A 14,952-nucleotide genomic window follows, 5' to 3' on the forward strand; every position below is an offset into this window, starting at 1 on the left:
TTTAATCCCTATCTCTTGCAATAAGAAGCAATCTTAAAAGTTGTGATATGGCAACAAATACTGCTGCAACATAGGTTAGCGCAGCTGCATTTAAAACTTTTTTTGCTCCATCTATTTCATTCTCATATAATATATCAGTATGTTCAAGCTGCATTAAAGCTCTGCTGCTTGCATTAAATTCAACAGGCAGAGTAATTACTTGAAATAATACAACCGCAGAAAACAGCCATATTCCTAAGTATATTAAATTAGTCCATCTTATGATAATCCCAATTATTACTAATATCCATGAAAGATTTGAACCTAAATTAGCAACAGGGACTAAACTGTTTCTAATTGTAATTGGAATGTATTTTTCATTATGCTGAATAGCATGACCTGCTTCATGGGCAGCAACACCAATCGAGGCTATTGAATCTCCATAATAAACATCACGAGAAAGTCTTAAAACCTTTGATGATGGATCATAATGATCTGTGAGCCTGCCAGGTATTACTTCAACTGGTATGTCATAAAGTCCATTTCTGTCTAAAACCCTTCTTGCAGCTTCAGCTCCAGATATACCTCTTAAAGAATGTACTCTTAAATACTTATTAAAAACCCTTTGTATTTTACTCTGCGCATAGAAAGTTAATAAAAGAGCAGGTATAAGTATTATAAATGTAGGATCATAACCATAATACATATAATCACCCCTATTTTACTATTTTACCCTTTTCAATTTTATGCCCATTTACATAGGAAGATACATCCATTCTTTTTCCTCCAACTTCTTGAAGTTCCTTTATAATTATTGCACCCTTGCTGCAGGCTATTTTTATTCCATCACTGCTTATTTCAACGATTTGACCAATTGTATTATAATTGAAATTTTCTTTATTTGCCTTCCATACTTTAATCATCTTATCATCATAGAAAAAGTATGCTCCCGGCCATGGTATAACACCCCTGATTAGATTATAAACTTCATTTGCATCTTTATTCCAATCAATATGCCCAAGTTCCTTATTAAGCATTGGTGCATAGGAAGACTTTGAGTCATCCTGTTTTTCAGGATTGATTTGATTTTTTTCTAACATATCCAATGTTTTAATCAATAATTCGCTGCCTATATACATAAGCTTATCATGAAGTTCACCTGCTGTTTCACATTCATCAATTTTTACTTCTTCTTTAAGAAGCATATCACCAGTATCGAGGCCAATATCCATTTTCATAGTTGTTATGCCTGTATATTCATAACCTCTTATAATTGCCCAATTTATAGGAGCTGCACCTCTAAGCTGTGGAAGAAGAGAGGCATGAACGTTAATACATCCGAACTTAGGAATATCTAATATTTCTTTAGGAAGGATTTGTCCAAAGGCAACCACTACTATAACATCCGGGGATATCTCTTTAATAATACTTAAACTTTCATAATCTCCCTTTAGTTTTTGTGGTTGATAAACAGGTATATTATGCATTAGTGCAGTTTCTTTAACAGGAGGAAGCTGCATTTTTTGTCCTCTTCCTTTTGGTTTATCAGGCTGCGTAAACACTGCTGCTACTTCGTGTTTCTCAATAAGTTTTTTCAGAGTAGGTACTGCAAACTCAGGAGTACCCATAAAAATAGCTTTCATATTTAAATATTCCCTCCATCCCTTTTGACTTTGTCAACAAATAAAATACCATCGAGATGATCAATTTCATGGCAAAGGGCTCTTGCTAAAAAATCTTCTCCTTCTATAATTATTTCTTCTCCATTTTCATTTAATGCCTTTACAACAACTTTTTTTGGTCTTTCAACGTTGTCTCTAACATTTGGTATACTAAGACATCCTTCTATGTCAATTTGAGAGCCTTCAGAATTTATAATCTCTGGATTAACTAATTTATAAAGACCCTCACCTATATCTACTACAGCAACTCTTTTTAGTATCCCTACCTGAGGAGCAGCAAGACCAACACCATTATTATGACGCATAGTTTCTACCATGTCCTCTAAAAGCATTTTTATCTTATCATCAACTTTATCTACTTTTCTGCTTTTTTTTCTTAAAATTTCATCACCCATTTTTCTGATTTCTCTTAAAGCCAAAATAATTCCTCCTTAAATCATATTATATGAATTTATATCCAAACTATAATTAATAGATGTATTAATAGTATTATAATTTAATATATAATTTAAATCATTTAATACATCATAAACCTTTCCTTTTAAAATTATATGCCATCTGTAAGATTTTTTTATTTTATATATATGGCATGGAGCAGGCCCTAAAACTTCCACATTCCTTCCTCTAATTATATTATTAACTTCATTTTTAATTTTTTTTGTAAATTCTATAAGCTCATTTTCATCTTCAGACATCAAAAGAACATTAAGAATATCTGAAAAGGGCGGATAATTAAGTGCACGTCTAATTTCTATTTCTTTATTATAAAATCCTATATAATCATGATTGCTTGAAAAAACAATGCTGTAATGTTCAGGTTCATAGGTCTGCAGAATGACTTTTCCTGCTTTTTCCCCTCTTCCTGCTCTTCCCGATACCTGAGATACAAGCTGAAATGTTCTTTCTGCGGCTCTAAAGTCAGGTACATTTAAATTAGTATCAGCAGCTATAATACCTACAAGGGTTACATTTTTAAAATCCATTCCTTTTGAAATCATTTGAGTTCCAATCAAAATGTCAGCATTATTATTTTTAAATTCATTATAAATTTTTTCATGAGCTCCTTTAATCCTCGTTGTATCTACATCCATTCTTAAAATTTTAGCATCCTTAAAGTTCTTTTTTATTTCTTCTTCTACCTTCTCTGTCCCTGCACCAAAGTATTTAATATATTTGCTTTGGCATTTGGGGCATAGTTTTGGTACATTATATTCAAATCCACAATAATGGCATGATAATTTTCCGCTGCTTACATGATATGTTAAAGGAACATCACAGTTTTTACATTTTAAAATATAGCCGCAGGATCTGCAGGATACAAAGGTTGAATATCCTCTCCTGTTTAAAAACAATATAGTTTGTTCCCCTTTTTTAAGATTATCAGATATAGAGGTATATAATTCTCTGCTAAACATCGATTTATTTCCATTTTTAAGTTCTTCTCTCATATCTATAACTGAAATATCAGGCAGTTTCATATTATCTACTCTTTTTAAAATTTGAATTAGATTATATTCGCCATTGACTGCTTTATAATAACTTTCCATTGAAGGCGTTGCAGAACCTAAAATTAAAAGACCATTATTTTCATTTACTATGTATTCTGCAACTTCCCTTGTATGATATTTCGGAGTCATTTCTGATTTGTATGAATACTCATGTTCTTCATCAATAATAATTAATTTAATATTATTCAATGGAGCAAATATTGCAGATCTTGCTCCTACAACTACTTTTACTTCTCCGCTTTTTATCCTTCTCCACTCATCATATCTTTCCCCATCCGAAAGCCTGCTATGAAGAACTGCAACAACATCTCCAAATCTGCCTTTAAATCTTTCAACGGTTTGTGGAGTTAGAGAAATTTCAGGTACAAGCACAATTGCATCATATCCCATTTTTATAAAATTTTCTACAGCATTTAGATATATTTCTGTTTTCCCGCAGCCTGTAACTCCATAAATAAGTGAAACCCTTTTACCTTTTTTATAGCTCTCTATTATATTATCAATTGTATTTTTTTGATCCTTTGTCAATTCAAATTTACCAAACGTATAATTATTTTTAACTGGATTCCTATATATTTCCTTTTCATATTTAGCAATAAGGCCTTTTTTTTCTAAACTTTTTACCACAGAACTGCTGCAGTCTGATTTTAATGATATTTCTTTTAAAGTAAGGGGAGTTTCGCTTGACATTATTATTTTTAATGTTTCTATCTGTTTTTTTAATTTTTGAGAGCTGTTTTTAATAAATTCATCACATTTTTTTATATCTGCTATTGAATATACTTCAACTTTTTTAACCTTTACCCTGCAGTCCATAATTCTATCAATTGCAATAATACCATCATTTTTCAAATCGTAAAGCGTTGATTTTGGAATTTTAAAATTTAAAACATTACATAATTTATTATAATCAATTGTATTATACTTTTTTATTGCTTCTACTATTTTTTTGTTTTTTACATAATTTTTATCAGAAAGAAATTTTATAATTAATTTTTCTTTGGAGTTTATGCCTGAGGGCATTATAGTCTTAAATGCTTCAATCAATGTGCAGTTATATTTTTGTTTCAGAAACATAGCAAGGTTAATCATACTATCATTAAAAAGAGGAACATCATCTATTATATCTATAATCTCTTTTAACTCCATATCTTTATTTATTACATCCTTAATATCAATTATTATCCCTTCAATAAAATTATTTCCTTTTCCAAAGGGAACAACTACTCTTTGACCTCTTTTAATTATTTTCTTCATATTTTCTGGTACATAGTATTCAAATTCTTTATCTAAAACTTTAGCAGTATTGTTTACTATAACTGAAGCAATCATTGGCATAATATACCCCCAATTATTATGAAAAAAAAGCGCCTTAGCGCTCATTTTTCAATATTTGATTGAATATTTCATGTGCAACTTCTTCCTTTGGCATATTAGGAAGCTCAATTATTTCACCAAACTTATTAATTATCTTTACTGTATTATTTTCAGTTCCAAATCCTGACTTTTCCATAGTAACATCGTTTGCCACTATATAATCAAGATTTTTTTTCTTAATTTTTGCCATAGCATTTGCAACAAGATCGTTGGTTTCTGCAGCAAACCCTACAATAATTTGATGTTTTTTAATTTTTCCTATTTCTAATAATATATCCTTATTTCTCGTTAATTCAATATATAGATCATCATCTGTTTTCTTTATTTTTAATTCACTTCTATTTGCAGGTCTATAATCTGCAACTGCAGCAGATTTGATTAGAATATCGATATCGTTAAAATGCCTTATAACAGCATCATACATTTCCTCAGCACTATATACATTAATAATTCTAACTCCCTCAGGAGGCTTAATATTTACAGGGCCTGAAATAAGTGTAACATCTGCTCCTCTATTTCTAGCTGCTCTTGCAATAGCATAGCCCATTTTCCCTGTAGAACGATTTGTAATAAATCTAACAGGATCAATATCTTCCCTTGTAGGTCCTGCAGTAACTAATACTTTTTTACCTTTTAAATCTTTATTTTTATATAGTAACATTTCTGTTAAATCAACTATATTTTCGGTTTCAGCAAGTTTGCCTTTGCCAATTGAACCGCAAGCGAGCCTTCCGCTTTGAGGTTCAATAAAGTAATATCCTAAAGATTTAAGAAAAGATATGTTTTTTTGCACAATAAAATTATTATACATATTTGTATTCATTGCAGGTGCGATTAAAACAGGTGCCTTTGTTGCCATTACAGTTGTAGATAACATATCATCAGCAATACCATTTGCTATTTTCCCTATAATGTTAGCTGAAGCAGGAGCAATCAAAAAGACATCAGCTCTTTCTGATAGAGATATATGCTTTATTTCAAAGCTTTTAGGTTCTGCAAACATATCTACTGTCACGTAATTTTGACTTAAGGATTGAAAACTAAGGGGCGTTACAAATTTGGTAGCTGATTTAGTCATAATTACATGAACATTTATGTTTTTTTTCTTTAAACTGCTAACAATATCTAAGGCTTTATATGCTGCAATACCACCTGTTACACCAAGAACAACAGTATTCAATAAAAACACCTCATTTAGAGAATATGCTATTTTATACCTGTTTTAACATTTTCAAAATTTATTTTACCTTCATTAATTTCATTTATTGCTATTGTTACAGGTTTAGTAGAATTAATATTTACAAGTGGGCTTTGACCACCTATAATCTGTCTTGCCCTTTTCGCAGTAACAACAACGAGAGAATACTTGTCATTTACTTTTTCAAGAAGTGATAATATTGGCGGATTTATCATGGAATTATTCATTTAAGCATCCCTCCTGTAATTGTATAAAAATATCAGATTGTTTAATCCTATCAACTCTGCATTTCTCAGCAATAATAATTGATTCTAATTTTTTAACAGCTTCTTCAATAACATCGTTTGTTACTACATAATTATACTTTGAAATATAGTTAATCTCTTGAAAAGCACATTTAAACCTTTTTAGAAAAGATTCTTCTGTTTCTGAACCTCTTTTTTTAATTCTATTCTTCAGCTCTTCCATAGAAGGCGGGAGAATAAAAATAAAAACAGCCTCAGGATATTTCTCCTTAATTTTTAATGCTCCTTGTATATCAATTTCAAGAATTACATCAAACCCTTCGTTTAAATTTTTATCAACAAAAAAGCGAGGAGTTCCATAATAATTATCGTATACCTGAGCATATTCAAGCAATTCATCCTTTTCTATCATGTCTTTAAATTTCTCTTGCTCAACAAAAAAATAGTTTATTCCTTCAACCTCTCCATTCCTTGGTCTGCGAGTTGTACATGATACAGAAAGTTTAAGTTTATTATTTCTGCTGATTAGAGCTTTACATAGAGTACCTTTCCCAGCACCAGAGGGTCCTGAAATTACTATAAGCAGCCCTTTATTTGACATTTTATTCTCCCTTCTATTCTTCATCCTCTTCATCAATATCTTCTTCTTCAGTCTTTTCTGAGAGCCTGTGAGCTACAGTTTCAGGCTGAACAGCAGATAATATTATATGATCGCTGTCAGTTATAATAACAGCTCTTGTTCTTCTGCCATAGGTAGCATCGATAAGCATGCCTCTATCCCTTGCCTCTTGTATGATTCTTTTTATAGGTGCAGATTCGGGGCTAACAATCGCTATAAGCCTATTCGCTGATACGATATTACCAAAACCAATATTTATAAGTTTTATTGCCATATTTTTTCCTCCTATTATTCTATATTTTGAATTTGTTCTCTTATCTTTTCAAGTTCACTCTTTATTTCTACAACAAAATTTGTAATAGACAAATCATTCGTTTTTGAACCAATAGTATTAGCCTCTCTATTCATTTCCTGCATTAAAAAGTCAAGCTTTCTTCCTACGGGTTCACTGCTATTTAGTGTATTAATAAGCTGGTCAATGTGGCTGTTTAGCCTTACTATTTCTTCAGTTATATTAACTTTATCTGAGAAAAATGCAACTTCATTTAGAAGCCTTGCTTCATCAATCTCAACATCTTTAAGATATTCTTCTACTCTTTGCCTTACTTTTGCTCTATAATCATCAACAACTATATAAGAGCGTTCTTCAATTTTACCTACACATTCTTTTATATAATTGCTTCTTTCAATTATATCTTTGCTTAATTTTAAGCCTTCATTAGTTCTCATGTCAATAAGCATATTTAATGCATTATCAAGGGCACCATTTAATGTATTCCATACCTTTTCAATATCTTCTTCTTTTTTTTCAACTTTAATTACATCAGGAGATTTTGAAAGGAGAGAAACTGAAATATCATCAATAAGATTAAACTTTTCTTTTAAAAGTACAAAGGAATTATAATATGCTTTTGCAAGCTGCTCATCTACTTCAATTACTAAATCTTCATCGCTGAATTTATCTTGAGTTATATAAACGTCTATCTTTCCTCTATTTATTTTTGAAGATATAGATTTTCTAATATTATCTTCTAAAACGTTTATCTGCCTTGGAAGTCTTATATTTATATCAAGATATCTGTTATTTACAGATTTTATTTCAACTGTAAAACTTCTTCCATTTTCTTCAATGCTTCCCCTGCCGTATCCTGTCATACTTTTTATCATCTAATCACCTGCCAAAAACATCAAATTATTTGCTATTCTTTTATAATATATTATTTTTTAATTCTTTCTCATTATACCTAATTATTACATAGTTTTTCAAGAGATATTTAATTTAAATTCTTTATTAAATAAAAAAGACCTGATAGCTTCAGGTACTTTTAAAACAAGATATGTTTTATACAAAATATAAAAATAATATTTTAAAAATTTATTTTATTTACATATTTACTATTCTATTCATAGCTTCAATAAGCTTGTTTTTATTAACTGTTAAAGATATCCTGCAATACCCTTCTCCAAAATCTCCAAAAGCATTTCCAGGAGTTATTAATACTCCTGTTTTCTCAAGAACTAATTTTGAAAATTCTTCAGAAGACAAATTATTTGGAACTTTAAACCAAACATAAAAAGTTCCTTTAGAATCGTATACATAATAATTTTTTTCTTTCAGCTTATCTTCAACTATTTTTCTCCTATCTTTATATATTTCATTAATGTATTCTGAAAAATCACTAACATAATTTAAAGCATATGCACCAGTTTGCTGAATAGCGCTGAATTGTCCCGAATCAAAATTAGTTTTGATTATCATAAGTTTTTTTATTATTTCACTGCTTCCTGCAACATATCCTAACCTCCATCCAGACATATTATAGCTCTTTGAAAGAGAGCCAAATTCAACAGCTATATTTTTAGCATAAGGAATTTCAAGTAAGCTCTTAGGTTTTATATCGGATTTATATATTTGAAGATATGCTCCATCGTTAACTATTGCTATATCATTTTCTATTCCTAATCTTATAAGATTTCTGTAAAATTCTTCATCTGCTACTGCACCAGTAGGATTGTTAGGATAATTAACAATTAATATTTTTGCTTTTTTAAGTATTTCTTTATCGATATTACTAAGATCAGGCAAATAATTATTTTCTTCTTTTAAAGGCATCTTAAATATATTACATCCAGCAATTATTGCAGCTGCTTGATATACTGGATATGCTGGATCAGGCAAAATAACATAATCATCAATATCTGTCAATGATAGAAACAAATGAGCTATTCCTTCCTTTGAACCAATAAGTGCTGCAACTTCTGCATTATAATCAAGATCAACATTATAATTTTTATTATAATAATTTGCAACTGCTTTTTTAAATTCATCAATCCCGCTATAGGGCGGATATTTATAGTTTTTTGGATTTTTTATATAATTCCCCATAGAATTAACGATAACTTCAGGCGTTGGAATATCTGGATCACCTATACCTAAATCAATAATTTCAATTCCCTTCTGCTCTAACTGCTTTTTTACAGCGTCTAATTTAGAAAAAATATACTGAGGAATTTTTTGTGTTCTATTTACAAATTTCAAAATTTATCCCTCCAGATAATCATCTTAAAATCATAATATTCTGGAGGGAATTTTGTTGTTACTAATTATATGAATTTAAAACCATTTCAATCCAGCTTTCCTTAGGCTGTACTATTTCGTAATTTAAATTTTGTTTATCTGATTTCTTAAGTTTTAAATTCAAGGTGTTATTTTTACCATCTTTATTAATTTGTGCTCTAAGTACAACTTTTGGAGCATAACCATCCTTATATGAGATAATTGTGATTTCTCCATATTCTTTTGCAACTGGGTAATCTACAACAGTTGAATTGTCAAAAGGAATATCAAATTGGGCAATACCCTTTTTATCAGTAACAGCTGAAAGTTTTGCTTCAGGTATAACGATTTTAACGCTTTCTATAGGTTTTTTATTTTCATCTGCTACTGAAACTTTGAATTTTATCATATTATCAGTTTTAATACCTTCACCTTCAAATTTTTCATAGGCCTTTACCATGTTTTCAATATAATTTATATCTGGAAGATTACAATTAGCTGTTATTTTCTTACCTTTTGTTAATTCAACTTTTGCAACTGAAGTCGAGCCTCCAGGATAAATGTTGTAATCCATTTCCATATGTTTTCCGTATCCATCTTTAACAACTATTATATTAACAAACCCGCAGTTCATTTTATTAATTACTTCATCAGTATATCTTGAAAAATAATCTTTATTCAGTTCAACAATAATTTCAGGGGTTTTTCCCATCTCATCGGTTGTATATACTGTGCTGTCTCCTACAATATATACCTTTGCATCTTTAATTGGTGATTTAGTTTGCTTGTCTAATGCTACCACAATCATTTTTTGTTTTTGCGGCATTTCTGCTATTACATTAGTTGAACTGGATTTTTTGAGGCAGCTTTCAGCAAAAAAAATCATCACTATTGCGAGTATAAGTAATAGCTGCTTATATTTCAATTATATCCCCCCAATAATTAACTCTTCTTATCTATATTTATTTGAGGGAATATCTAAATATTACTTTTTTATTCTATATTAAATAAATATATTTATAGTGAATAAATACCTTCACATATAAATTCAGCTGGTCCTTCCATAACAACATTTTCTTCATAATATAATACATTTAAATCCCCTGCCGCAAGCTTAGCAGTTACTGTTCTATCTGTTTTACCATTAATATAACAAGCAACAACACTTGCACAAGTTCCAGTACCACAGGCCAATGTAAGTCCTGCCCCTCTTTCCCATGTTCTTACTTTAATTGTTTTCCTATCTAATACCTCAACAAAATTTACATTTGTTTTTTTAGGGAATATACTATTATTTTCAATAATTTTGCCTATTTCTATTACCTCTTTTTCGTCAATCTCATTTACATAAACTATTGTATGGGGTACACCCAACAATATTGTAGATAAATTATATTCCTTACCACATATTGATAATGTATAATTTTTATTATCTAAATCACTTAAAAACGGTATTTCATTTTTAACAAAAGATGGTCTTCCCATATCAACTTCAACGCTGCAAACTATTTCATTGATTACTTTAAGTTTTACATTTTTTATTCCTGATAGAGTTTCTACATTAAAACTTTGTTTGTTTATTATTCCCTTTTCATATACATATTTTGCAAAACATCTTATTCCGTTACCGCACATTTCAGCAAGACTTCCATCTGAATTTATAATAGTCATTTTTATATCTGATATATCTGATTTTTCAACAATAAGTATACCATCTGCCCCTATTCCTAAATGCCTGTCACAGCTTTTTTTTGCAACAATGCTCCAATCAACTGAATACTCTAACAAATTGTCAAAAACTATAAAGTCATTACCTAAACCATGCATCTTCGTAAAAAACATTTTAATCACAATCCTTTCAAATTATTATATTTAGTGTTATACTTTTATTCATAAAAAATTGTTCGGAGGTAATATTATGCCCTTAGATGGAGTATTCGTGAATTCTATTGTTAAAGAACTTTCAACTATAATAAATGGTAAGATAGATAAAATTCATCAGCCATCAGACTATGAAAATATATTATTAGTTAAAAAAGATAAAAAAACATATAAAATATTATTGTGCTCTAACCCATCATATCCCAGAGTACATATTACAGAAAATAATTATGAGAACCCTGCAGCACCTCCATCTTTTTGCATGACTTTAAGAAAGCATTTAAATGGTGGTAAAATAGCCGATATATATCAGGTAAATTTTGATAGAATCATTGAGTTTAAAATTGAAGGAAGGGATGAATTAGGCTATCCTATAATTTATTTTCTTATAATTGAAATCATGGGTAAACACAGCAATATAATTCTTCTAAATGAAAAAAGATATATTATTGATAGTATAAAACGTATTACAAGCGATGTAAACAGGTATAGACAAATAATTCCGGGTGTAGAATACATCTGTCCTCCTATAGGAGAAAAAATCAATCCATTAGAACAAAACGATGAAAGCATTATAAATATTTTTTCAAATTTTAATAGTGATAAACCTGTATACAAACTCTTTACTGATAGTTTCCTTGGAGTTAGCAAGACTTTAGCTTATGAGATATGCAATAACTTAGCAAACACCAAACTGAAAGATTTATCAAATGAGCAAAAGCTTTTATTAAATATTAATTTCCTATATTATATGGCAAAAATAAGAAGCTATGATTATAAATATATAATATTTTATAAAGAAACTTCTATGTTCGATTATTATGTCTTTGAGCTCAGTGAATATAAGAATTTAAAATTCGAATTATATGAATCTCCCAGTAAAGTTCTCGATACTTTTTATGGTCAAAGAGATTTGAAGGATAGTTTAAAACAAAAATACACTTCTTTATTTAAACTAATAACTAATTTCATTGAAAGGACAGATAAAAAAATTCAAATCTATAAAGAGAAGATTGAGGAGTGCAGTAATTTTGATATATATAAGATATATGCAGATATTTTAATGGCTAATCAATATTATATAGACTTAAGTTCTGATAAAGTTGAACTTCAAAACTTTTATGATCCTGAACTTAAAAATATTGTTATACCAATTGATGTTGATGTTTCACCTGTTCAAAACGCTCAAAACTATTATAAAAGATATAATAAAGAAAAAAATACACTTGAAATTACAAATAAGCTTCTAAAGGATAGTATAGAGGAAAAACAATATCTCGAATCGATACTTTGTAACCTTGAAAACGCTTCAGATATGGATACTATAGAAGAAATAAAGTCAGAACTTTTTGAGCTTGGATATATAAAAAAGAAAAAAAACAATATAAAGCAAAAAAAATCATCCCCTCATCATTTTAAATCGAGCGATGGATTTGATATCTATGTTGGAAAAAATAATTTTCAAAACGATTACCTGACTATGAAATTTGCAGTAGGAAGCGATATTTGGATGCACGTTAAAAATATACCTGGTTCTCATGTTATTATAAAATCTAAAAATGGAGAGGTTTCTGATACTGCCCTGCTTGAAGGTGCACTTTTAGCTGCATTTTTCAGCAAGGCAAAAAACTCCTCTAATGTTCCCGTAGATTACACTGAAAAAAAGAACGTAAAAAAACCTTCTGGTGCAAAACCTGGTATGGTAATATATTATACAAACAAAACTATATATGTAACTCCTAATGAACATAAAATTAAAAGTCTTATTTCCCTTGCCTAAAAATAAGATTGCAAGTTTAAAACTTGCAATCTTATTTCATTTCTCTAATGACTATCTCATCTAATATTTCTGCTGCAGTCTCAATCATTTTTATACATCTTATATCATCATTTCTATATCTTTGTTTTAAAATTGCACAGTTTTCTGTTCCAAGTCTATTAGTGAACTTTTCAATAAACTCTTTAGTAAGATTTTTAATTTTATCGCTCTCATGAGCTCGTTCTTTTGTAAAAAGAATACCTAAAACTGCAATTGCTCCTGATATAGCTCCGCATACTCCTTCAACAGCCATTCCCCCGCCAAAAGCCGCCATAGTTTTTAATACAGTTTTGTCTAAATTCATTTTATATTCTTCATTTGCAGCATATAAAATCGTTTCAGCACAGTTCAAATCATATTCACTCGAGTAAAATTTGCGAGCAGTATTAATTAACAAGAAAATCACTCCTTTTTTATATTTATTAATTTTTTTATTTTATTTGTTTAAGTATTATTTAGGCTTATCAATTATGATAATAGCACATATGATATTTTTATAGCTTATTTATCATACTTGAAAGGTATCCTGCTCCAAATCCATTATCGATATTTACAACGCTGACACCGCTTGCACAGCTATTCAGCATAGTAAGCAGTGCTGATAATCCTCCAAAATTTGCTCCATATCCAACGCTTGTTGGAACTGCAATTACTGGTTTATCTATTAAGCCCGCAACTACGCTTGCTAGTGCACCCTCCATACCAGCAACGACTACAACTACTTTAGCAGCTCTAATAATATCAATTCTGCTAAAAAGCCTATGTATTCCTGCAACACCAACATCAAATATTCTTTCAACTCTATTACCTAAAAATTCTGCTGTTGCTGCAGCTTCTTCTGCAACTGGAATATCCGATGTGCCTGCTGTAACAACGGCTATGAAGCTCTCTGGTATACTTATATCTTTTCTCTTAATTGTAATTATACGAGCAGTTTTATTATATTGTGCATCTTTACATATATTATAAACTGCATTATACATTTCTTCATCAGCTCTTGTAGCAAGTATATTACAATTTCTTTCAAGCATGCATTGTACTATTCCTGTTACCTGTTCAACTGTTTTACCTTTACAATAAATAACCTCTGGATAACCAACTCTAATTTCTCTATGATTATCAATCATTGCATATCCTATATCTTTAAATGGATAGTTTGCAATTTCTTTTAATCCATCTTCAATTGAAATTTTATCATTTTTTATATCCTCAAGCAGTTTTCTAATATCCTTTTCATCCATATTATCACCTGTTTTTATTTTTTATTGTTTCATTTAAGCTTCCTGTTCTATATCCTTCAATATCAAGGCAAACATATTTAAATCCAAAGCTTTTTAAGTTTTTAACAATGTCATCTAAAAGATTTTCATCAAAAAAATTAACTCTTTGGTCTTTTGGAACTTCGATTCTTGCTACATCATTGTGGTTTCTAACCCTTACAGCCTTAAATCCAATACTCATTAGATACATTTCTGATTTTTCTATTTTTTTTAGTTTTTCTATTTCTATTTTCTCACCATAGGGTACTCTTGAAAGCAAACATGCGTAGGCTGGTTTATTCCAAGTATTAAGCCCTAATTCTTTAGAAAGCAGTCTAATATCTTCCTTAGTAAATCCTAATTCGAGAAGCGGACTTTTTACATTAAGCTCCTTTAATGCCTTCATTCCTGGCCTATAATCCCTTATATCATCAGCATTTGTTCCATCTAATACGAATTTTATGTTTTTCTTTTCTGCTGTATCAATTACACAGCTGAATAAAGCCTTTTTACATAGATAGCATCTGTTTTCAGGATTATCCATTATTTCATTTATTATTGGCATATCAATTATTAAATGTTTGATATTAAAATCACTTGTAAACAATTTTGCTTCTTTTATCTCCCACGAAGGTATATAGGGAGAGTTAAAAGTTACAGCTAATGCATTTTCCCCTAAAGCATCTTTTGCAGCTTTTAATAAAAATGTGCTGTCTACTCCTCCTGAAAAGGCTATCAAAACCTTATCAAGAGTTTCTAAGTATCTAACTAAACTCATGTACTTGTCTTTTAAATTCATTTAATATCACCTCAAATTATATGTCAATT

16 protein-coding genes are annotated in these 14,952 nt (G+C 29.7%); 1 reads left to right on the top strand and 15 read right to left on the bottom strand.

Going from position 1 to position 14,952, the window contains the following annotated elements:
- Nucleotide 1: 1 nt before the first annotated feature.
- The 12 genes from B5D15_RS09080 to dapF all read right to left on the bottom strand — a co-directional run bounded on the left by B5D15_RS09080 (nt 2) and on the right by dapF (nt 11,007).
- On the bottom strand, nt 2-685 hold the full coding sequence (locus B5D15_RS09080; RefSeq protein WP_078696803.1) for a zinc metallopeptidase: 684 nt from the start codon (nt 683-685) through the stop codon (nt 2-4).
- Nucleotides 686-695: 10 nt separating this feature from the next.
- Entirely contained in the window at nt 696-1,622 is a 927-nt protein-coding gene (gene fmt / locus B5D15_RS09085) for a methionyl-tRNA formyltransferase (RefSeq protein ID WP_078696804.1), read from the bottom strand.
- 2 nt (nt 1,623-1,624) lie between these two features.
- Nucleotides 1,625-2,080, bottom strand: coding sequence for a peptide deformylase (gene def, locus B5D15_RS09090; protein ID WP_078696805.1), 456 nt, complete (start codon nt 2,078-2,080; stop codon nt 1,625-1,627).
- Nucleotides 2,081-2,092: 12 nt separating this feature from the next.
- Nucleotides 2,093-4,507, bottom strand: coding sequence for a primosomal protein N' (gene priA / locus B5D15_RS09095; RefSeq protein ID WP_242948723.1), 2,415 nt, complete (start codon nt 4,505-4,507; stop codon nt 2,093-2,095).
- A 34-nt stretch (nt 4,508-4,541) separates the two neighbouring features.
- Nucleotides 4,542-5,735 (bottom strand): bifunctional phosphopantothenoylcysteine decarboxylase/phosphopantothenate--cysteine ligase CoaBC, encoded by a 1,194-nt coding sequence (coaBC, locus tag B5D15_RS09100; protein ID WP_143287264.1) that lies wholly within the window; start codon nt 5,733-5,735, stop codon nt 4,542-4,544.
- A 17-nt stretch (nt 5,736-5,752) separates the two neighbouring features.
- Complete coding sequence (rpoZ, locus tag B5D15_RS09105) at nt 5,753-5,971, bottom strand: DNA-directed RNA polymerase subunit omega (RefSeq protein ID WP_078696807.1); 219 nt, start codon at nt 5,969-5,971, stop codon at nt 5,753-5,755.
- Nucleotides 5,964-6,590, bottom strand: coding sequence for a guanylate kinase (gmk, locus tag B5D15_RS09110; RefSeq protein ID WP_078696850.1), 627 nt, complete (start codon nt 6,588-6,590; stop codon nt 5,964-5,966). Before gmk ends, rpoZ begins: the two co-directional genes overlap by 8 nt.
- A gap of 13 nt (nt 6,591-6,603) precedes the next feature.
- A complete protein-coding gene (gene remA, locus B5D15_RS09115; protein WP_078696808.1) occupies nt 6,604-6,882 on the bottom strand; it encodes an extracellular matrix/biofilm regulator RemA in 279 nt (92 codons plus the stop codon).
- A 14-nt stretch (nt 6,883-6,896) separates the two neighbouring features.
- Nucleotides 6,897-7,775, bottom strand: coding sequence for a YicC/YloC family endoribonuclease (locus B5D15_RS09120; protein ID WP_078696809.1), 879 nt, complete (start codon nt 7,773-7,775; stop codon nt 6,897-6,899).
- Nucleotides 7,776-7,992: 217 nt separating this feature from the next.
- Entirely contained in the window at nt 7,993-9,147 is a 1,155-nt protein-coding gene (locus B5D15_RS09125) for an aminotransferase class I/II-fold pyridoxal phosphate-dependent enzyme (RefSeq protein ID WP_078696810.1), read from the bottom strand.
- Nucleotides 9,148-9,208: 61 nt separating this feature from the next.
- Entirely contained in the window at nt 9,209-10,090 is an 882-nt protein-coding gene (locus tag B5D15_RS09130) for a hypothetical protein (RefSeq protein WP_078696811.1), read from the bottom strand.
- A 92-nt stretch (nt 10,091-10,182) separates the two neighbouring features.
- Nucleotides 10,183-11,007, bottom strand: a complete 825-nt coding sequence (gene dapF, locus B5D15_RS09135; protein WP_078696812.1) for a diaminopimelate epimerase — start codon at nt 11,005-11,007, stop codon at nt 10,183-10,185.
- 76 nt (nt 11,008-11,083) lie between these two features.
- Between dapF and B5D15_RS09140 the strand changes: the two genes are divergently transcribed.
- Nucleotides 11,084-12,826 carry an Rqc2 family fibronectin-binding protein gene (locus tag B5D15_RS09140; RefSeq protein ID WP_078696813.1) on the top strand — a complete coding sequence of 581 codons (1,743 nt, stop codon included), beginning with the start codon at nt 11,084-11,086 and terminating at the stop codon, nt 12,824-12,826.
- Nucleotides 12,827-12,857: 31 nt separating this feature from the next.
- On the opposite strand, the gene B5D15_RS09145 is transcribed toward B5D15_RS09140, so the two are convergent.
- The 3 genes from B5D15_RS09145 to larE all read right to left on the bottom strand — a co-directional run bounded on the left by B5D15_RS09145 (nt 12,858) and on the right by larE (nt 14,923).
- Nucleotides 12,858-13,262: a C-GCAxxG-C-C family (seleno)protein gene (locus tag B5D15_RS09145; protein ID WP_078696814.1), complete on the bottom strand. Its 405-nt coding sequence runs from the start codon at nt 13,260-13,262 to the stop codon at nt 12,858-12,860.
- A 97-nt stretch (nt 13,263-13,359) separates the two neighbouring features.
- Nucleotides 13,360-14,106 carry a nickel pincer cofactor biosynthesis protein LarB gene (gene larB, locus B5D15_RS09150; protein ID WP_078696815.1) on the bottom strand — a complete coding sequence of 249 codons (747 nt, stop codon included), beginning with the start codon at nt 14,104-14,106 and terminating at the stop codon, nt 13,360-13,362.
- Between the two features lie 4 nt (nt 14,107-14,110).
- A complete protein-coding gene (larE, locus tag B5D15_RS09155) occupies nt 14,111-14,923 on the bottom strand; it encodes an ATP-dependent sacrificial sulfur transferase LarE (protein WP_078696816.1) in 813 nt (270 codons plus the stop codon).
- Between the last annotated feature and the right edge of the window lie 29 nt (nt 14,924-14,952).

The organism is Caloramator quimbayensis (assembly GCF_900167605.1).
In the GTDB taxonomy this organism is placed as follows: domain Bacteria; phylum Bacillota; class Clostridia; order Clostridiales; family Caloramatoraceae; genus Caloramator_B; species Caloramator_B quimbayensis.

What these genes read in the sequence shown, in the direction of transcription:
- B5D15_RS09080 (WP_078696803.1), bottom strand. Translation starts at nt 685, where the DNA reads ATGTATTATGGTTATGATCCTACATTTATAATACTTATACCTGCTCTT.
- fmt (WP_078696804.1), bottom strand. Translation starts at nt 1,622, where the DNA reads ATGAAAGCTATTTTTATGGGTACTCCTGAGTTTGCAGTACCTACTCTG.
- priA (WP_242948723.1), bottom strand. Translation starts at nt 4,507, where the DNA reads ATGCCAATGATTGCTTCAGTTATAGTAAACAATACTGCTAAAGTTTTA.
- rpoZ (WP_078696807.1), bottom strand. Translation starts at nt 5,971, where the DNA reads ATGAATAATTCCATGATAAATCCGCCAATATTATCACTTCTTGAAAAA.
- gmk (WP_078696850.1), bottom strand. Translation starts at nt 6,590, where the DNA reads ATGTCAAATAAAGGGCTGCTTATAGTAATTTCAGGACCCTCTGGTGCT.
- remA (WP_078696808.1), bottom strand. Translation starts at nt 6,882, where the DNA reads ATGGCAATAAAACTTATAAATATTGGTTTTGGTAATATCGTATCAGCG.
- B5D15_RS09120 (WP_078696809.1), bottom strand. Translation starts at nt 7,775, where the DNA reads ATGATAAAAAGTATGACAGGATACGGCAGGGGAAGCATTGAAGAAAAT.
- dapF (WP_078696812.1), bottom strand. Translation starts at nt 11,007, where the DNA reads ATGTTTTTTACGAAGATGCATGGTTTAGGTAATGACTTTATAGTTTTT.
- B5D15_RS09140 (WP_078696813.1), top strand. Translation starts at nt 11,084, where the DNA reads ATGCCCTTAGATGGAGTATTCGTGAATTCTATTGTTAAAGAACTTTCA.
- larB (WP_078696815.1), bottom strand. Translation starts at nt 14,106, where the DNA reads ATGGATGAAAAGGATATTAGAAAACTGCTTGAGGATATAAAAAATGAT.
- larE (WP_078696816.1), bottom strand. Translation starts at nt 14,923, where the DNA reads ATGAATTTAAAAGACAAGTACATGAGTTTAGTTAGATACTTAGAAACT.